Origin of the sequence: Micromonospora sp. NRRL B-16802 (genome assembly GCF_001279555.1) — a bacterium.
In the GTDB taxonomy this organism is placed as follows: domain Bacteria; phylum Actinomycetota; class Actinomycetes; order Mycobacteriales; family Micromonosporaceae; genus Micromonospora; species Micromonospora profundi.
On the sequence record NZ_LGEB01000056.1, the window covers coordinates 66,318 to 84,265 of the forward strand.

A 17,948-nucleotide genomic window follows, 5' to 3' on the forward strand; every position below is an offset into this window, starting at 1 on the left:
ACCACAATGGGCGGGGTGGACGACAAGAGCTTGACCGAGAACAGCGCGGCCACCAATCGGACAAGCCTGTGGGGTGGCCGGTTCGCCGGTGGCCCCGCTGAGGCGCTCGCCCGCCTGTCGGTGAGCGTGCAGTTCGACTGGCGGCTGGCCCCGTACGACATCGCGGGTTCCCGGGCGCATGCCCGGGTGCTTGCCGGCGCCGGCCTCCTCGACCCGGAGGAGTTGGGTCGGATCCTGGCGGCCCTGGACGATCTGGAGGCGGCGTGCGCCTCGGGGGCGTTCCGTCCCACCGTCGACGACGAGGACGTGCACACCGCGCTGGAGCGGGGCCTGTTGGAGCGGCTCGGCAGCCTCGGCGGCAAGCTGCGCGCGGGCCGGTCCCGCAACGACCAGGTGGCCACGGACCTGCGGCTCTACCTGCGCGATCACGCCCGGGGCGTGGCGAGCCGGCTGGTCGAGCTGGCGGAGGCGCTCATCGAGCAGGCGGAGCGGCACATCGACACCGCCGCCCCCGGTATGACCCACCTCCAGCACGCCCAGCCGGTCACGTTCGGGCACTGGCTGCTGGCGCACGTGCAGCCGCTGCTGCGCGACCTGGAGCGGTTGCACGACTGGGACCACCGGGCGGCGATCAGCCCGCTCGGCGCGGGTGCGCTTGCCGGTTCCGGCCTTCCGCTGGACCCGGTGGCGGTGGCCAAGGAGCTGGGTTTCCGCACGTCGTTCGCCAACTCGATGGACGCGGTGGCCGACCGGGACTTCGTGGCCGAGTTCCTCTTCACCACCGCGATGATCGGGGTGCACCTGTCCCGTCTCGGTGAGGAGGTGGTGCTCTGGACCTCGCACGAGTTCGGGTGGGTGGAGCTGGACGACGCCTTCGCGACCGGTTCGTCGATCATGCCGCAGAAGAAGAACGCGGACATCGCCGAGCTGGCCCGGGGCAAGTCCGGCCGGCTTGTCGGTGGCCTGATGACGGTGCTGACGATGCTCAAGGGCCTGCCGATGACCTACGACCGGGACATGCAGGAGGACAAGGAGCCGGCCTTCGACGCTGTCGACACCTTGGAGCTGCTGCTGCCGGCCCTGGCGGGAATGATCTCGACGATGACGGTCCGGGTGGATCGCCTTGTCGCCGCCGCGCCGGTCGGGTTCTCGCTCGCCACGGAGGTCGCCGACTGGCTGGTCCGGCGCAACGTGCCGTTCCGCGACGCGCACGAGATCACCGGCCGTCTGGTGGCGCTCTGCGCGGTCCGCGAGTGCGAGCTGGAGGAGGTCTCCGACGCCGACCTGGCAGCCGTCAGCGAGCACCTCGATCCGTCGGTGCGCGACGTGCTGTCGGTCCGCTCGGCGCTCGCCGCCCGGACCACTCCCGGCTCGACCGGCCCCGGCCCGGTCGCCGACCAGCTCGCCGCTGCGGCGGACCGGGTGGCCGGCTGGCGGGACTGGGCCACCGAGCGGGTCGTCCCCCGCTGACCTCGCCGTGGCGCCGGAGCTTCCCGCTTCCGGCGCCGCGGCCGGCTCAGGCCGTCGGGCGCTCGCGCTTCGGGAGCTTCGCCACCACCATGTCGTACGACGAGTCGACGGCCTCGGTCAGCTCGTCGGCGTCGATTCCGCCGTCGAGTTGCAGCGTGTTCCACCCGGACCGGCCGATGTAGGCCATCGGACGGGCATCGTCGGGGTGGCGGTGCAGCCACTCGTCGGCGATCTCGCGTGTCGCGCCGCACTTCAGACCGACCGTCGGCTGGCCGTCGCCGTTGCCGAGGAACGCGAAGATCCGGCTGCCGACCTTCACCACCTCGTCGTTCTCCCACGGCCGGTCCAGCCACGCCCCCGGCTTGGCCAGGCAGTACGCCAGCATCTCCGCGCGGTCCATGAAGCTCCTCCCGGATTCGTCGTGCGCACAGTGTGCCCGTCCGAGCGTCAGCGGCGTGCCGCCCTCGCCGGCCGGCGTGCCGGTCAGCCCTCTTGTCGCGGTGCGGTCTGCTCGGCCGACCGGGCGGCGACCCGCTCGTAGCGCTGCCGGGCGGCCTGCGCGCTGCCCAGCCCCAGTCCGTACGCGATGGACTGCCAGGTCAGCCCCCGGTCGCGGGCCAGAGTCAGCAGCCCGGCCTCCAGCGCGTCGAGTTCGGCGCGTACGTACGGCAGCAGCGTCAGCGCGGCGGTCAGGTCGGCGGTGTCGACAGGCTCCTCCGCCGGCTCCCGCTGCGCTCCGCCGGCGGCCAGCGCGGTGACCAGGGCGACCGCCTCCCACGGGTCGAGCACTGACGGGTGTGCCCAGCGTCCCCGCTGGTCGGCGGTGCCGGCGTGCCGCTCGCTGATCCGATGCAGCGCCTCGTGGCTGCGGTGGGCGCGGGCGCGGGCTGGATCGGGCGCGGTGAACGGGTCGTCGATCGTCATGTCCCGAGCACACCCCATGAACGCCGTCTTGTCAACAAGTCGTTTAAACCTGAGGGTGGTCGGTCGGCGGCTGGTGCCGCTCGGCTCACGCAGCCTCTGCCGGACGACCTCACCGCAAGTAGGGTCAAGCCATACTTTCAAGATTCTTCTCGCTGCTACGCGGGACGTGACGACGGTAGGCGCTGACGGTCGGGTCGCCGGCGATCCAAAATCGCCACGCCAGATCGTGCGCAGCGGTCACGCCAACGCGAGGACCAGCCACGACACGCTCGTCCGGAGCTGGCTCAGTCGGGGGATACAACGTCAGCGGGCCGGTGCCATCAACCACCGATGTGCCATAGGCCGTGAGCTGCAAGCCAAGCGCCTCGACGAGGCGCGCCGGTCCCGAAGCAAGATCGACATCGCGCTTTGCCGCAGGCCGCCGCGAGCGGGCAAGGTCGGCGCCGCACACGACCTGCCCCGCGCGCAGGAGAACTGCCGCGGGCTGCCCCTCAGGTCCGCACGTCACATTGGCGCAGGTGTGCAATCCGTAAATGCGGTAGAGGTAAAGGTGGCCAGCCGGGCCGAACATTGCCGCGTTACGTGAGGTTCGCCCTCGATGGGCGTGGCTTGCGGGGTCGCCGCCCAGTCCCGCATATGCCTCGGTCTCAGTGATCCTGATGGTGACGCCGTTGGCGACCGCCAGCCAGCCGAGGAGCAGGCGGGCGGTATCGGCGACCGCGGTCGCGGGAGCGTCGAGCCAGGCGTACGTCACCCTTCAAGGAAAGCAGAAGGTCCCCGCACAGAGAACAAGGCGCCATCGGCAGGTGCTTTCTGCTGACGCTGGCATGCCCGCTCCTCAATCGGATGAGTTGCGCGGGCAGAGGCGACCGGCCCCACCGGCATCGAGATGTTCCAGATCAACCCGCTCGCCGAACTGATCAGCCCCGCACTCGGCCTGCATGACTGGCAGCCCGGCTGACGGGCAGGTGGCCTGGTCCATGGCGTGGACGAGGGCGCCTACCCTGCCGGGGTGAGCTATCCCCCGACGTACGCCATGCCCAACCCTCCGCCGCCGAAGAACAACCGGACGATCAAGATCGTGGTGACCGTGGTGGCAGCGGTACTGCTGGTCTGCTGCATCGGTGGTGTCGGTGGCGGCTTCTGGTTCTACAACACCATCAAGGAGGCGACCGGGCCGGCCAGGGAGGCCGTCGCCGGTTACCTGGACGACACCCGTGCCGGCAACCACGCGGAGGCATACCGGCGCCTCTGCGCGCGGGAGCGGCGTCAGGTCACCGAGGAGGCGTACATCCGGGAGGAGGCGGGCCTGCCGAAGATTGCCAGCTACCGGATCACCAACGCGAAGGTCTCCAACCGCAACGGTGCGGTCAGCGGGACGGTGATGGCGATGGTGACCCGGACCACCGGCAGCACCCAGGGCTTCATCTATCCCATGGTCAAGGAGGGCGACGAGTGGCGGATCTGCCCGGAGTGACCCGGAGGTGCGGCGGTAGCCGCAGTCGGCATCAAGCGGACTGAGGACGTGCCGTGGCCCCGTATCAGGCTCGTCGCCCTGGGCGTGCTCGCTACCTGCGGCCTGGCTGTCGTCCGGGACTCGGTGTGGCAGGGGAACCCGGGTGGCAGGTCCTCGGGTCGGCGTGACGGGCGCGCACGACCCTGCCGCCGTCCTCGGCGGTGGCGGCCGATGGAATAGTTGACTCGTCAAGTATGTTGACGGCAGCATCCGGGTCACCACCGGGTCCGGTTTGACACGCGAGGAGCTGGTCATGCAGTTCGGAGTCTTCACCGTCGGCGATGTCACTGTCGATCCGACCACCGGTCGGGAGCCGACCGAGCATGAGCGGATCAAGGCGATGGTGGCCATCGCGCTCAAGGCCGAAGAGGTCGGGCTCGACGTGTTCGCCACCGGCGAGCACCACAACCCGCCGTTCGTGCCGTCGTCACCGACCACCATGCTCGGCTACATCGCGGCCCGCACCGAGCGGCTGCTGCTGTCCACAGCGACCACGCTGATCACCACGAACGACCCGGTGAAGATCGCCGAGGACTACGCGATGCTCCAGCACCTGGCCGACGGTCGGGTCGACCTCATGATGGGCCGTGGCAACACCGGCCCGGTCTACCCGTGGTTCGGCAAGGACATCCGCGCCGGCATCCCCCTCGCGATCGAGAACTACGACCTGCTGCGCCGGCTGTGGCGCGAGGACGTGGTCGACTGGAAGGGCCGCTACCGCACGCCGTTGCAGTCGTTCACCTCGACGCCGCGCCCGCTCGACGGCGTACCGCCGTTCGTCTGGCACGGCTCGATCCGCAGCCCGGAGATCGCCGAGCAGGCCGCCTACTACGGTGACGGCTTCTTCGCCAACCACATCTTCTGGCCCAAGGAGCACACCCAGCGGATGGTCGGGCTCTACCGCGAGCGGTACGCGCACTACGGCCACGGCACCGCCGACCAGGCCATCGTCGGCCTCGGCGGGCAGGTCTTCATGCGCCGCAACTCGCAGGACGCGGTCCGGGAGTTCCGGCCGTACTTCGACAACGCCCCGGTCTACGGACACGGGCCGTCGCTTGAGGAGTTCACCAGGGAGACCCCGCTGACAGTGGGCAGCCCGCAGCAGGTCATCGACCGCACGCTGGGCTTCCGCGAATACGTCGGCGACTACCAGCGCCAACTGTTCCTGCTGGACCACGCGGGACTGCCGCTGAAGACGGTGCTGGAGCAGCTCGACCTGCTCGGCGAGGAGGTCGTGCCGGTGCTGCGCAAGGAGTTCGAGTCGCTGCGCCCGGCGCACGTGCCGGACGCGCCCACGCACGCCTCGCTTGTCGCCACTGCCGGCGGCGGCGCGGACAGCACGGTGCACGCCGTCGACGACGTCACCGGCAAGGCGCCCGAGGTGGCCCGATGACCCAGCGCACAGTGGCCGTGGTCTCCGCGGGGCTGAGCCAGCCCTCGTCCACCCGGCTGCTCGCCGACCAGCTCGCCGCGGCCACCCGCGACGAGCTGGTCCGGCGCGGCAACACAGTGCAGCTGCGCGTCGTCGACCTGCGGGAGTACGCCCACGACGTGGTGAACAACATGCTCACCGGGTTTCCACCGACCGCGCTGCGCGAGGCCGTCGACGCGGTGACCGGGTCCGACGGGCTCATCGCCGTCACGCCGATCTTCAACGCGTCGTACAACGGGCTGTTCAAGTCCTTCTTCGACGTGCTGGAGGCCGAGTCGCTCGTCGGCCGGCCGGTGCTGATCGGGGCCACCGGCGGCACCGCACGGCACTCGCTGGCGCTGGAGCACGCCATCCGCCCGATGTTCAGCTATCTGCGGGCGGTGGTGGTCCCCACATCGGTCTTCGCCGCGCCGGAGGACTGGTCCGGTGGCGCCGCCGACGGCGCCCTGCGGGGCCGGATCGGGCGCGCCGCCGGAGAGTTGGCCGACCAGGTGGAGCTGCGGCCGCCCGCCAGCGGCCCGGCCGACCCGTTCGCCCTCACCACCGACTTCCTGCAGATGCTCGGCAGAGGTGACGACGCCCCGGTCACCTAGGCCGGGTACCGATGCGCGACGAGCACGGGGCAGTGCGCGTGCTGGATCACCGCCTGGCTGACCGAGCCGAGCAGCAGGCCGGTGAACCCGTGCCGGCCCCGGGTGCCCACGACCAGCAACGACGCCGTGCCGCTGGCCTCGATGAGCCCCTGGGCCGCGCCGGCCGCCCGGACCGGATGCTCCCGTACCACCAGGTCGGGATACTCGGCGCGGACGGCGGCGGACGCATCGGCGAGCAGCCGCACCGCCTCGGCCTGGTACGCGGCCTGCGACTCCTCGACCTCCTCCGGCGTGGCGCGGTCCTCGCCGGGCGGGCCGACGTGCACAAGCACCAGCGGCACCTTCCGTAGCGTCGCCTCGGCCGCGCCGTAGCCGGCGGCGAGTCGGGACGCCTCGGAGCCGTCCACGCCGACAAGCACCGGCGCGTCCATGTCGATGGGCTGCTCGTCGGGGCGGACCACGAGCACCGGGCAGTGCGCGTGCGCGGCCACCTGCGCGCCCACCGAGCCGAGCAGCAGCCCGACGAACCCGCCCAGTCCTCGACTGCCCACCACGACCAGGTCGGCCTGGCGGGACTCCTCGATCATCGTGGCGCCGGGTCCACCGGCGACCTGGCGCACCTCGACGGTGAGGCCGGGCCACCGGTCGGCGAGGTCCGCCGCCGTACGCTCAAGCATCTTCTGCGCCTCGGCCGACGGTGCCGGCACCCCGAGGTCGTACGGGTTGAGCGGCACGCCGTAGCCGAGGGGGTGCAGGTAGCCGTGCACCAGCAGCAGTGGCCGGGACCGGAGCAGGGCGGCGCGGGCGGCGTGCTCCGCGGCGACGAGGCTTGACGGCGATCCGTCCACGCCTGCCACGACAGGTCGGTTCATCAGGCTCTCCCAGGGTCGGTCAGCTCATTGTCGGCGGTGCGCCCCGGCCACGCCGCCGAACGCGCCGGCACGAACCAGCCGAACCGATCACCGGCACGAACCAGCCGGCACCGATCACCGGCACGGCTCTGCCCGCGCCGACGCGCGCACCGGACAGGGTCCGCGCCGGCCCTGGTGCGGCCGGCGCGGACAACGCGACGTCAGTTCTTCTTGCTCTGCCGGATGACAGCCACCGGGCTCTGCGAGTGGTGCAGCACCGCGTGGCTCACCGAGCCGAGCAGCACGCCGGCCAGCGCGCCCCGGCCCCGTGCCCCGACAACTGTGAGCTGCGCCCCGGCCGACTCCTCCACGAGCAGGCGCGCGGGTGCGCCGTACGCCACGCGCCGCCGTACGTGCACGTCCGGGTACTGCTCGGACCAGCCGGCGAGCGCCTGGGCGAGCACGCGCTCCTCTTCGGCGGCGAGCGCCTGCACGTCGTACCCCAGCGGCAGGAGGTCGCTCGGCGGGACGGGGATGGTCCAGCCGTGCACGGCGACCAGGTTGGTGCCCCGCAACGAGGCGGCCTCGTACGCGAAGCCCAGCGCCTCGGCGGACAGCGTCGAGCCGTCGACCCCGACCACGACCGGCCCGTCGGCGCGGGCCTCACCCTTGACCACGAGCACCGGGCAGTCGGCGCGGGCGGAGACCTGCACCGCCACCGAGCCGAGCAGCAGCCCGCCGAACCCGCCCAGGCCCCGGCTGCCGAGCACCAACAGCTTCGCGTCCCGCGCCTCGGCAAGCAGCACCGGCGTGGCGGCGCCGTCGATCACGGCGCCGGTGACGGTGAGGTCCGGAGCGACCTTGGTGGCTTCGGTCACCGCTTCGGCGACAAGCTTGTCGGCCTGGGCGCGGAACCCGGCGTCGGCGGGAGCGCCCGGTGCCGGCGTCAGCGGCACCTCGTAGAGCGGCCAGATGAACGCGTGCACCACCCGCAGCGCCCGGCCTCGCGTCGAGGCCTCGCGGGCGGCGACCCGCACCGCCTCCAGCGCTGATGTCGAACCGTCAACAGCCACCACCACGGGGGCACCGGATCGCTTGGTCATCACGTTCCTCCTTCGTTCGAGTTCCATTCTCCTACGGCGTCGGCCCGATGATCAGGGCAGGAGGGCAGGAGGCCGGGGGCCATTGGTCCCGTCGCCGGCCCGCGACCGCCCCAGAAGGCGTCCGCGTGCCGGCGACGGCGGCCCGACATCCGCCTAGTGCGACCGCCCGACGGCGGCGTCCACTGCGCCGTCGGACGGTGCCGACGGCGGTGTCGGACGGCGGCGGGTCAGCCGCAGCACCAGGCCGGGCAGGGCGCTGACCGCCGCGCAGGCCAGCAGCACTGCCGGTGTCAGCGGCTCGGTGTCGAGCAGCTCGCGCAGCGGGGGGAGCAGAACTCCGCCGACCTGGAGCAGCGCCGACACGGCGACCGCGACGAGCAGGCCGGGGTTGCCGCGCCGCGTGCCCGCAGGCCGGGGAGCCCGGACCGCCAGCGCCACGCCGAGCTGGGCCAGGCCGAGCACCACGAAGACCACTGACTGCCAGGGCAGGTCCCGGGCGGCGGCGACCACGCCGGCGCCGAGCACGACGGCGGCGATCAACGCGCCGGTGAACAGGACGTCCCGGCCCAGACCGGCACCGAGCACCGACTCCTGCGGCGAGCGGGGCGCTCGACGCAGCGTGCCGGGTTCGGCCGGTTCCGCGCCGAGAGCCACACCGGGCACCCCGTGGGTCAGCAGGTTCACCCAGAGGATCTGCGCGGGTTGCAGTGGCACTGCCAGGCCGAACAGCGGGCCGACAAGCATCACCAGGATCTCGGCGACTCCACCGGAGAGGGCGTACCGCAGGAACCGGCGGATGTTGTCGTAGATGCGCCGGCCCTCGCCGATCGCTGTGGTGACGGTGGACAGGTCGTCGTCGACGAGGACCAGGTCGGCGGCCTGCCGAGCGACCTCGGTGCCGCCGCCCATCGCCACCCCGATGTCGGCGCGGCGCAGCGCGGGTGCGTCGTTGACCCCGTCGCCTGTCATCGCCACCACGTGGCCACGGGACTGCAGGTCGGCGATGATGTCGAGCTTCTGTTCCGGCTGTGTCCGGGCGAAGACCCGGGTGTCCGGATGCGTCGGCGTGGAGTCGTCGTCGCCACGGGCCAGAGGGTCACCATCGCGCCACAGGCCCAGCTGGGAGCCGATCGCGGCGGCGGTGGCGGGGTGGTCACCGGTGATCAGCAGCAGACGTACCCCGGCGGCGTCGAGACTGTCGGCGATCTCCGGAGCGGCCGCGCGCAGCGGGTCACCGACGGCGGTCAGCCCCAGCGGGCGCAGGCCGGTCGGCGCGGCGAGGTCCGGCACGGTGTCCACCAGGGCGGCGGCCACGGCGAGGACCCGCAGTCCTTCGCCGGCGAGTTGGTGGGCGCCGCTGGTCAGCGCGGCGATCTCGTCGTCGGTGGCGTCGAGCAGCGCGGGGTCGAGAACACTCTCCGGGGCGCCCTTGCAGACCACGAGGTAGCGCTGGTCGCAGGACTGGTGCACGGTGACCATCCGGCGTTGCGCCTGGTCGAAGGGGTGCTCGGCTACCCGTGGCCAGGCGCTGCGGGTGGTCTGCGGGTCGAGGCCGGCCCGCGCGGCGAAGGCGACGAGCGCCGCTTCGAGCGGGTCGCCCACGGCACCCCAGTCCTGTCGCTCGTCGTCCGGAGGTGACAGGGCGGCGTCGTTGCAGAGCAGCCCGGCCCGCGCCAGCCGGCGCAGATCCTCCGGTACGGCCACCTCGGCACCATCCCGGTGTACGGCGCCGTGCGGGGCGTACCCGCTGCCGGTGACCTGGTAACGCGCCCCGTCGGTGGTGACGACCTGCTGCACCGCCATCCGGCCCTCGGTGAGGGTTCCGGTCTTGTCGGAGGCGATCACGGTCACCGAGCCGAGGGTCTCCACCGCGTGCAGGCGGCGCGGGATGGCCTTCGCGGCGGCCATCCGGCGTGCGCCCAGCGCCAACGCCAGGGTCACCACCGCCGGCAGCGACTCGGGCACCGCCGCGACGACAAGGCTCACCGCCGTGACGGCCATTTCCACGACCGGTCGGCCGCCGATCACCCCGATCGCGAAGACCAGCCCAGACAGCGCGACAGCGATCAGACCGAGTGTGCGGCCCAGGGACGAGAGCCGGCGCTGCAACGGTGTCGCGCTCGGCCGGGTGCCCGCCACAAGTGTGCTGATCCGGCCCAGCGCGCTCGCCGGCCCCGTCCGGATCACCGTGCCGTCGGCGCGTCCGGTGGTGACGACAGTCCCGGCCAACGCTTCCTGACCGGCGGTGCGCCCCACCGGCACGGACTCACCGCTCAACGCGGATTCGTCCAGTTGCAGCCGGTTGGCCTCGACCAGCAGCAGATCCGCGGGCACGATGTCGCCGGCCTCGATCCGGACCAGATCGCCGTGCACCAGGTCGGCGGCCGGGACGGCCTGGTCGCGGCCGTCGCGCACCACCCGGGCGGCGGGGGCGGCGAGTTGGCCCAGCGCCGCGATGGCCCGGTCCGCGCGGATCTCCTGTACCAACCCGATGACCGTGTTCACCAGCACGACCAGGAGGATCACTGCGGTGTCCGGGTAGTCGCCGAGCGCGGTGGTGACCACTGCCGCGGCGAGCAGCAACGCGACCAGTGGGTCGGTGAGCTGGCGCAGGACCCGAAGGACCACATGCCGGCGCGGTGGCGGCGCCACCGCGTTGGGTCCGTTCGCCCGCAGCCGGGCGGCGGCCTCCGCCGAATCGAGCCCTCCCGGGGTGGGCACGCCGACCGTTGCCTCCAGCGTTCGGACCGGTACGCCGGTCTTGGCCACCGTGAGCTCCCTACCTCGCGCGGCGTGTCGAAGGCACGCCATCCCCACCCACCTTCGCGCGGTGGGCTCCGGGGAGGCAGGGGCGTTGCGCCCGCTGGACCCGGGACCAACGGCCCGTGTCGAGCCGCGCTGCGAAACGCCGCTTGCACGAAAATACGTATGTTCGTATTATCGACGCGTGACGCGCATCGAAGAGCGACTCACCGCGCTTGAGGCGCAGGTCGCCGCCCTGACCGAGCTCCTGACGTCGACACCCGCCCCGCCGGACACACCATCCGCACCCGAGGGCACCTTCTGGGCTCTCGACGGCCTCAAGCAGCGCCTGCCGTCCGACGGCACGGGCGCCGTCCTCTACACCGGCACCGTCCGCGTCGCCGACCAGCACTACGACTGGCAGTACGGGCGCACCGTCGATGATCTGCTCGACGGCGACTGGACGGAGCTGGCCGCCACCCTGTCCGCGCTGGCCCACGGGGTGCGGCTCCGGCTGTTGCGGGAGGTTCTCGGCGGCCGGCAGGGCACCGGCGAACTGGCCGAGATCGAGGAGTTGGGCACCACCGGCCAGCTCCACCACCACCTACGCCAGCTCACCGCCGCCGGTTGGCTGCGCAGCGTCGGCCGAGGCCGGTACGCCGTTCCCGCCGAACGCGTGGTGCCGCTTCTGGCCATCCTCGCCGCCGCCGGCCGATGAGCCGGCCCACGCCCGTCGCAGCCCTCGATCGTCGAGCCACCGCCAGGTGGCCACCCCCTCCGACCGAAGGAACAGCATGCGGAGAACAGTCGTCACCGCACTCGTCGTGGCGCTCGCCGCCGGCCTCGTCGGGGCCGCGCTGATGCCCCGCGTCCCGCGTCTCGGCGCACAGGTGACCGGCGACCCCGACCTCGCTCGCACCGCCCGGGCGGCCGTGCCCGACCCGAAGGGGCACCGCGGGCTCGCCGTCGCCCTGGTCGAGAACGGGCGGATCCGCACCGCCGGCCTGGGCGACCGGGACCCCGACGGCCGGCCCGTCGAGACCCGCACCGCGTTCGAGATCGGGTCGGTCACCAAGGTCCTAACCGGAATGCTCCTCGCCGACCAGGCCGCCGCCGGTGTCGTGCGCCCCGACGATCGGCTCGGCGACACGTGGCCCACGGTCACCGGCCCCGCCCGCGACGTCACGCTGGCCGAGCTGTCCAGCCACCGGGCCGGCCTGCCTCGGCTGGCCGCCGGCTCCGCGCTGGGCTGGGCGCGCGTCCTCTGGTCCAACGTCTCCGGCGGCAACCCCTACGCCGGGCAGGACGTCCACGGCGTCCGGAACATCGCCGACAGGGCCACCCCCGGCGACGGGCGCGGCGAGGTGCACTACTCCAACGTCGGCCCGTCGGTTCTCGGCCAGGCGCTCGCCGCGAAGGCCGGCGCGACGTACCCCGATCTGCTGGAGGCACGGCTGCTGCGACCCCTCGGAATGACCGCGACCGTGGTCGCCACCGGGGCCGACGACCTGCCGGCCGACCGCGCCCACGGAAGTCGGGCCGGTGGGCGGCCGTCCGACCCCTGGTGGGGAGCCGGGTACGCCGCAGCCGGCGTCGGCCCCTGGTCCACAGCCGAGGACCTGGCCCGCCTGGTCGCGGCCACCCTCGCCGGCACCGCACCGGGCGCCGACGCTGCCACCGCCCGCTTCCGCAGCGACGACGACACCCGCATCGGGTACGGGTGGTTCACTACCCGCCACGGCGACCGCGAGATCGTCTGGCACAACGGCGGGACCGGCGGGTTCCGCTCCTACGTCGGCTTCGAGCGCGCCACCGGCCGGGCGGTGGTGGTGCTCGCCAACACCGACAAGGGCGTCGAGGCGGTCGGTCTGCGACTGCTCGGAGTGGCGCAGGAAGACGCCGAGGCGGCGACACCGGCGCTGCCACTGTGGATCGGCGCCGGTCTCGCGGTGGCCTTCACCTTCGTCGGCGGCCTCTCCCTGTTCGGCACCGCCCGCCGACGTGAACTGGACCGCGTGACCCTGCTGGCTTCCACGGTGTGGGCGTTCGCCTACCTCGGCCTCGGGCACCGACTGGGGGACTGGTCCCTGGTGCCCGCCTGGCTGTGGCCGCTCGGGGCGGGTCTGTCGGCGGCGGCGGTGGCCCTGGCGGCGACCCGGTGGCGTGCCCTGCCGGCGGTCGACGCGCGGGTGCCCTGGCGTCGCCTGCTGTCGGTGGCGAGTTCCCTGTGCGCCGCCGCGTTGGCTGTGGCGGCCGTGATCGCCTGAGCGCACCGCATGCGGCCGGCCGTGCGGGTCACCACCGTGAGCGACCGGCCGTCGGAGCAGCTACGGCCGGCTCAGACTGTCACCCCTGCTACGTACCCTCGTCCGATGACCTTCGACGTGCGGCTGCGCCCGGTCCGCGAGGACGACCTCGTGGAGTTCTTCCTGCACCAGCAGGACCCGGAGGCCAACCGGATGGCCGCGTTCGGCCCCGAGGACCCGTCCGACCACCGGGAGTTCGCCAGGCACTGGGCGCGGGTGCTCACCGACCCGGCGAACGTGGTCCGCACCATCGAGGTCGACGGCGAGGTCGTCGGCCACGTCACCGCCTTTCCGGTGGGCGACCGCACCGAGGTCAGCTACTGGATCGACAGGGCCCGGTGGGGCCGGGGTCACGCCACGGCGGCCCTCACCGCCCTGCTGCGCGAGTTGCCTCGACCGGTGTACGCCCGCGCCGCCAAGGACAACGCCGCCTCGCTCGCGGTGCTGCGCAAGTGCGGCTTCGTCGTGGTCGGCGAGGACTCGGGGTACGCCAACGGCCGCGGCGCCGAGGTGCAGGAGTGGCTGCTCGAACTGCCCACCGAGGGGCCTGGCCTGGGCGGGCACTAGTCTCGCGGGGTGAACTGGTTGGATCTGGTCGGCTGGGCCGGCTCCGCGGTGCTGGTCTGGTCACTACTTCAGTCGCGCGTCCTGCGGCTGCGCGCCCTCAACCTCGTCGGCTGCGTGGTGCTGATCGGCTACAACGCCGCCATCGAGGTCTGGCCCATGGTGGGTCTCAACATCGTGCTCGCGGTGATCAACATCTGGTACCTGCGGGCGATGCTCGCCACCCGCCACGACGAGCAGACCTACCAGGTGGTGGAGGTCGGCGTCGGCGACCAGTTCCTGGCCCACACGCTGCGGGTGCACGGGCCGGACATCGCCCGGTTCAACCCCGACTTCCACTGGGACCCGACCGCCGCGAACCGCTCGGCGTTCCTCGTGGTCACCGCCGACGAGGTCGTCGGCGTGGTGCTGTCGCACGCCGGGGCGCACGGGGTCGCCCAGATCGACCTGGACTACGTCACCCCGAAGTTCCGCGACTTCACCCCCGGCGAGTTCGTCTACCGGCGCAGTCGCCTCTTCACCGAACGGGGTTTCCACCGGGTCATCAGCCCGCCCGGCATGGTCGCCCCCTACTACCACCGGCTCGGCTTCCGCCCGGAGGGCGACTCGTACGTCCTGGACCTTCCCGCCGCGCCGGTCACCGGATCCGCGTAGCGTCGCGCCGGCAGGATTCGTCAGGCGTCCGACGGGGCACAGACACGCGTACGCCGGGCGGGGATCACCGACCGGCGGGCGCCGCGCGGACCGCCGGTGCCACCACCGGAGAGGGAGCGAACGCGGCGTGCAGAGCTACGGGAGCCAACTGGCCCTGGTCGGAATTCTGATCGTCATCAACGCACTCTTCGCAGGCAGTGAGATGGCGTTGGTGTCGCTGCGGGACAGCCAGATCCAGCGGTTGGAGCGCACCAGCAGGGCCGGGCGGGTGCTGGCCCGGCTGGCGAAGGACCCGAACCGCTTCCTGGCCACCATCCAGATCGGCATCACCCTGGCTGGCTTCCTGGCCTCGGCAGCGGCGGCGGTTTCGCTGGCCAAGCCCCTCGTGCCCCTGCTCGGGATGTTCGGCAGCGCCGCCGAGACGGCAGCGATCGTGGCGGTCACCCTCGTGCTGACCTTCGTCACCCTGGTCTTCGGCGAGCTGGCTCCCAAGCGGATCGCCATGCAGTCGGCCGAGCGCTGGGCGCTGCTCGTGGCCCGCCCGCTCGACCTGCTCGCCACCTTCACCCGCCCGGCCGTCTGGGCGCTCGGCGCGACAAGCGACCTGGTGGTCCGACTGGTCGGGCTCAACCCGAAACACGAGCCGGACGAGATCGGCCCGGACGAACTGCGGGACATCGTCGCCGGCAACCACGGCTTCACCAAGGAACAGCGCACCATCATCGCCGGCGCCGTGGAGATCGCCGACCGGCGGCTGCGGGCTGTGCTCGTACCCCGGTTGCAGGTCTTCACGCTCGACAGCGGGACCACGGCGGAGGCCGCGCGGCTGGTCCTGGCCGCCACCGGGCACTCCCGGGCGCCGGTGGTGCGCCACGGCGGCCTGGACGACACCGCCGGCGTGATCCACCTGCGTGACCTTGTGGGTGTGCCCGACGACCGCCCGATCGACGAGATCGCCCGGCCTCCGATGCTCCTGCCGGACTCGCTGCCCGTGGTGGACGCGCTGCGCCAGTTCAAGGCCGAGCGCCAGCACATAGCGCTTGTCGTGGACGAGCGCGGCGCCGTCGACGGGATCGTGACGCTTGAGGACATCCTGGAGGAGATCGTCGGGGAGATCTACGACGAGACCGACCGGGACGGCTTCTCGGTACGCCGCGACCCGGACGGCGCGCTGCTGCTGCCCGGCACCTTCCCGGTCCACGACCTGCCGGACATCGGCGTCGAACTGCCGTCCCGGCCGGTCGGTGACTACACGACCGTCGCCGGCCTGGTGCTGACCCACCTCGGGCACATCCCCACCGTCGCCGGGGAGGACGTCACCCTGGACGGGTGGGTGCTCACGGTGGCCGGCATCGACCACAGGGCCATCACCGAGGTACGCGTGAGCCGGGTCCCCGACGAGGTCGACACCGACGCTGACAGCGACGCCGAGCCGGTGCTGGACGAGGCCCGCAGCTGACCGCTCAGTCGTTGGAGAGGTTCTGCAGCCGGACCTGACCACGGGCGACCAGCCGCTCGTCGGCGTCGGTGATCTCCACCTGCCAGAGCTGCTGGCTGCGGCCCCGGTGCACAGGAGTGCCGACCGCCCGCAGCTCGCCGTCGCGGACCGCCCGCAGGAAGTCGGTCTGGTTCGACACCCCCACCACCCTGCCCCGGTCCGCCAGCCACAGCCCGCCGCCGACACTGGCCGCGGTCTCCACCACCGAGCAGTACACGCCGCCGTGCTGGATCCCGAACGGCTGGTACAGCTCCGGCCGGACCTGCCAGCTGATCACCACCCGATCGGCTGTCGCCTCCTCGAACTTCAGGCCGAGCAGGGCCACAAGCCCACCGGTCAGGTCCACCATCTCCACGGAAACCCCCTCGATCAACAATGCGCAAGCGTAACGGGGGTCGGGTTGCCCGAAACCCGGTACGGGTCCGCGCCGACGATGGGGGAGAATCGGTGACCGTGACCGACAGCAGCCTCCCGCCCTCCGGGCGGGCCTCCCTGACCGATGACCTGCTCTGGCGGGGCCTGATCCAGGACTCGACCGGCCTCGACGAGCTACGCGAGCTGCTCGACGGTGGGAGTGCCGCCACCTATTACGTGGGATTCGACCCCACCGCGCCGAGCCTGCACATCGGCCACCTCATGCAGGTCACCATGGCCCGTCGGCTGCAACTCGCCGGCCACCGGCCGTTGCTGCTCGTCGGCGGGGCGACCGGGCAGATCGGTGACCCGAAGGAGACCGCCGAGCGGACGCTCAACCCGCCCGAGGTGATCGCCGGCTGGGTCGAGCGCATCCGCGACCAGCTCGCGCCGTTCGTGTCGTACACCGGTGAGAACGCGGCGCAGCTGGTCAACAACCTCGACTGGACCGGCGAGATGTCGGTGGTCGAGTTCCTGCGCGACGTGGGCAAGCATTTCCCCGTCAACAAGATGCTGGCGCGGGAGGTGGTGCGGGCCCGCCTGGAGACCGGCATCAGCTTCACCGAGTTCAGCTACCAGCTGTTGCAGGCCAACGACTTCTTCGAGCTGCACCGCCGGCACGGTTGCCAGCTCCAGTTCGGCGGCTCCGACCAGTGGGGCAACATCACCGCCGGCGTCGACTACGTACGCCGGCGTGGCGCGGGGCCGGTGCAGGCGTTCACCACCCCGCTTGTCACAAAGTCCGACGGCACCAAGTTCGGCAAGACCGAGGGCGGCGCGGTCTGGCTCGACCCCGCGATGACCAGTCCGTACGCGTTCTACCAGTTCTGGCTCAACGTCGAGGACCAGGAGGTGGACCGCTACCTGCGGTACTTCAGCTTCCGGTCGCGTGCCGAGCTGGAGGAGTTGGCACAGGCGACGGCGGAACGACCTGCCGCCCGGCTGGCGCAGCGCGCGCTCGCCGAGGAGCTGACCACGCTTGTGCACGGCGCCGAGGAGACCCGACAGGCGATCGCCGCCAGCCAGGCGCTGTTCGGTCGCGGGTCGCTCGAAGACCTGGCCCCGGAGACGCTGCGCGCGGCACTGGCCGAGGCCGGGCTGGTGCAACTCTCCGGCGACCTACCGGACGTGGCGGGTCTGCTGCGGGAGTCCGGCCTCGTCAGCGGTCTCAAGGAGGCCCGCCGGGTGATCGCCGAGGGCGGCGCCTACGTCAACAACAACCGGGTGACCGAAGTGGACGCCGCCGTGTCGCCGACCGACCTGCTGCACGGGCGATACCTGGTGCTGCGCCGCGGTAAGCGCTCCTTCGCGGGCGTTGAGCTGGGCGGATAGTCGGCTGTCGACGGTGTGACGGGGGACGCGTCCGGCGGATTTGACGATCATCCCGCCGGACGCGTAACTTTCTCTCTGCCAGCGCGGAACGGACGAAACAGGCGAAAGCCTGCAAGGCCGGAGCGCGGGAAGACCATCGGGTCGGAGAGGCTCTGCCTCTTGGATCTGGTGCCGGGTGGTGCCCAACGGTTCGCCGCGAGGCGGATTTGGTGCGGCGAGACCGACCGGGTAAGGTAGGCAGTCGGCAGGGAAACGGGCGAGTGAGCGGGAAACCGCTACGGCCGGCCTGTCGAAACCCATGACGAGGGCGGCGCAAGCCGGTTGAGACATGGCGCCCGCAACACGGGATGAAGCACGACGAACCGCGAAACACCGGTTTGACACGGCAGAAACCTGCGGGTAACGTAGTAAAAGTGCCTGGCGCTGGAAAGTGCTGGAGCGCAGAGCGGTAAAAGCCCCGCGAGGAAGCCTTCGGGTTTCTGGTCGGTGTGTGGTTGTTCTTTGAGAACTCAACAGGGTGCTTTGTAAAGCCAGTGCCAATTATGATTT

17 protein-coding genes are annotated in these 17,948 nt (G+C 72.0%); 10 read left to right on the plus strand and 7 right to left on the minus strand.

Annotated elements, in window-relative coordinates; genetic code table 11:
* The first annotated feature begins 6 nt into the window (after positions 1–6).
* Positions 7–1,470 carry an argininosuccinate lyase gene (gene argH / locus ADK66_RS14155; protein ID WP_053655505.1) on the plus strand — a complete coding sequence of 488 codons (1,464 nt, stop codon included), beginning with the start codon at positions 7–9 and terminating at the stop codon, positions 1,468–1,470.
* Positions 1,471–1,516: 46 nt separating this feature from the next.
* Here the strand turns inward: argH and ADK66_RS14160 are convergent, their stop codons facing one another.
* The 3 genes from ADK66_RS14160 to ADK66_RS30735 all read right to left on the minus strand — a co-directional run bounded on the left by ADK66_RS14160 (position 1,517) and on the right by ADK66_RS30735 (position 3,148).
* A complete protein-coding gene (locus tag ADK66_RS14160) occupies positions 1,517–1,870 on the minus strand; it encodes an MmcQ/YjbR family DNA-binding protein (RefSeq protein ID WP_053655506.1) in 354 nt (117 codons plus the stop codon).
* Between the two features lie 83 nt (positions 1,871–1,953).
* Entirely contained in the window at positions 1,954–2,394 is a 441-nt protein-coding gene (locus ADK66_RS14165) for a hypothetical protein (RefSeq protein WP_053655507.1), read from the minus strand.
* A gap of 124 nt (positions 2,395–2,518) precedes the next feature.
* Entirely contained in the window at positions 2,519–3,148 is a 630-nt protein-coding gene (locus tag ADK66_RS30735; protein ID WP_082377439.1) for a DNA-3-methyladenine glycosylase, read from the minus strand.
* Between the two features lie 258 nt (positions 3,149–3,406).
* On the opposite strand from ADK66_RS30735, the gene ADK66_RS14170 reads away from it, so the two are divergent.
* The 3 genes from ADK66_RS14170 (at position 3,407) to ADK66_RS14180 (ending at position 5,935) form a co-directional block, all read left to right on the plus strand.
* Positions 3,407–3,871 (plus strand): DUF4878 domain-containing protein, encoded by a 465-nt coding sequence (locus ADK66_RS14170; protein ID WP_157552459.1) that lies wholly within the window; start codon positions 3,407–3,409, stop codon positions 3,869–3,871.
* Positions 3,872–4,163: 292 nt separating this feature from the next.
* On the plus strand, positions 4,164–5,303 hold the full coding sequence (locus tag ADK66_RS14175) for an LLM class flavin-dependent oxidoreductase (RefSeq protein WP_053655522.1): 1,140 nt from the start codon (positions 4,164–4,166) through the stop codon (positions 5,301–5,303).
* Complete coding sequence (locus ADK66_RS14180) at positions 5,300–5,935, plus strand: FMN reductase (protein WP_053655509.1); 636 nt, start codon at positions 5,300–5,302, stop codon at positions 5,933–5,935. The genes ADK66_RS14175 and ADK66_RS14180 overlap by 4 nt, the downstream gene beginning before the upstream one ends.
* Here the strand turns inward: ADK66_RS14180 and ADK66_RS14185 are convergent.
* The 3 genes from ADK66_RS14185 to ADK66_RS14195 form a co-directional block, all read right to left on the minus strand.
* Positions 5,932–6,807, minus strand: a complete 876-nt coding sequence (locus tag ADK66_RS14185; RefSeq protein ID WP_053655510.1) for a universal stress protein — start codon at positions 6,805–6,807, stop codon at positions 5,932–5,934. The two genes, ADK66_RS14180 and ADK66_RS14185, sit on opposite strands and share 4 nt — an antisense overlap.
* Before the next feature lie 200 nt (positions 6,808–7,007).
* Positions 7,008–7,889 (minus strand): universal stress protein, encoded by an 882-nt coding sequence (locus ADK66_RS14190; protein ID WP_053655511.1) that lies wholly within the window; start codon positions 7,887–7,889, stop codon positions 7,008–7,010.
* A gap of 153 nt (positions 7,890–8,042) precedes the next feature.
* A complete protein-coding gene (locus tag ADK66_RS14195) occupies positions 8,043–10,658 on the minus strand; it encodes a cation-transporting P-type ATPase (protein ID WP_053655512.1) in 2,616 nt (871 codons plus the stop codon).
* A 178-nt stretch (positions 10,659–10,836) separates the two neighbouring features.
* Between ADK66_RS14195 and ADK66_RS14200 the strand changes: the two genes are divergently transcribed.
* The 5 genes from ADK66_RS14200 to ADK66_RS14220 all read left to right on the plus strand — a co-directional run bounded on the left by ADK66_RS14200 (position 10,837) and on the right by ADK66_RS14220 (position 15,614).
* A complete protein-coding gene (locus ADK66_RS14200) occupies positions 10,837–11,349 on the plus strand; it encodes a helix-turn-helix transcriptional regulator (RefSeq protein ID WP_231640030.1) in 513 nt (170 codons plus the stop codon).
* 76 nt (positions 11,350–11,425) lie between these two features.
* A complete protein-coding gene (locus ADK66_RS14205; protein WP_157552462.1) occupies positions 11,426–12,898 on the plus strand; it encodes a serine hydrolase in 1,473 nt (490 codons plus the stop codon).
* A gap of 105 nt (positions 12,899–13,003) precedes the next feature.
* Entirely contained in the window at positions 13,004–13,504 is a 501-nt protein-coding gene (locus tag ADK66_RS14210; RefSeq protein ID WP_053655524.1) for a GNAT family N-acetyltransferase, read from the plus strand.
* Positions 13,505–13,513: 9 nt separating this feature from the next.
* Positions 13,514–14,155: a hypothetical protein gene (locus ADK66_RS14215; protein WP_053655514.1), complete on the plus strand. Its 642-nt coding sequence runs from the start codon at positions 13,514–13,516 to the stop codon at positions 14,153–14,155.
* Between the two features lie 127 nt (positions 14,156–14,282).
* Positions 14,283–15,614, plus strand: coding sequence for a hemolysin family protein (locus tag ADK66_RS14220; protein WP_053655515.1), 1,332 nt, complete (start codon positions 14,283–14,285; stop codon positions 15,612–15,614).
* A 4-nt stretch (positions 15,615–15,618) separates the two neighbouring features.
* On the opposite strand, the gene ADK66_RS14225 is transcribed toward ADK66_RS14220, so the two are convergent.
* Positions 15,619–16,002: a PaaI family thioesterase gene (locus ADK66_RS14225; RefSeq protein WP_082377443.1), complete on the minus strand. Its 384-nt coding sequence runs from the start codon at positions 16,000–16,002 to the stop codon at positions 15,619–15,621.
* Between the two features lie 104 nt (positions 16,003–16,106).
* Here ADK66_RS14225 and tyrS point away from each other — a divergent pair, with 104 nt between their 5' ends.
* A complete protein-coding gene (gene tyrS / locus ADK66_RS14230; protein ID WP_053655525.1) occupies positions 16,107–17,399 on the plus strand; it encodes a tyrosine--tRNA ligase in 1,293 nt (430 codons plus the stop codon).
* Positions 17,400–17,948 lie beyond the last annotated feature (549 nt).

Excerpts from the sequence above, each read along its gene's own strand:
- argH (WP_053655505.1), top strand. The coding sequence starts at position 7 with ATGGGCGGGGTGGACGACAAGAGCTTGACCGAGAACAGCGCGGCCACC.
- ADK66_RS14160 (WP_053655506.1), bottom strand. The coding sequence starts at position 1,870 with ATGGACCGCGCGGAGATGCTGGCGTACTGCCTGGCCAAGCCGGGGGCG.
- ADK66_RS14165 (WP_053655507.1), bottom strand. The coding sequence starts at position 2,394 with ATGACGATCGACGACCCGTTCACCGCGCCCGATCCAGCCCGCGCCCGC.
- ADK66_RS14175 (WP_053655522.1), top strand. The coding sequence starts at position 4,164 with ATGCAGTTCGGAGTCTTCACCGTCGGCGATGTCACTGTCGATCCGACC.
- ADK66_RS14180 (WP_053655509.1), top strand. The coding sequence starts at position 5,300 with ATGACCCAGCGCACAGTGGCCGTGGTCTCCGCGGGGCTGAGCCAGCCC.
- ADK66_RS14185 (WP_053655510.1), bottom strand. The coding sequence starts at position 6,807 with ATGAACCGACCTGTCGTGGCAGGCGTGGACGGATCGCCGTCAAGCCTC.
- ADK66_RS14190 (WP_053655511.1), bottom strand. The coding sequence starts at position 7,889 with ATGACCAAGCGATCCGGTGCCCCCGTGGTGGTGGCTGTTGACGGTTCG.
- ADK66_RS14205 (WP_157552462.1), top strand. The coding sequence starts at position 11,426 with ATGCGGAGAACAGTCGTCACCGCACTCGTCGTGGCGCTCGCCGCCGGC.
- ADK66_RS14210 (WP_053655524.1), top strand. The coding sequence starts at position 13,004 with ATGACCTTCGACGTGCGGCTGCGCCCGGTCCGCGAGGACGACCTCGTG.
- ADK66_RS14225 (WP_082377443.1), bottom strand. The coding sequence starts at position 16,002 with ATGGTGGACCTGACCGGTGGGCTTGTGGCCCTGCTCGGCCTGAAGTTC.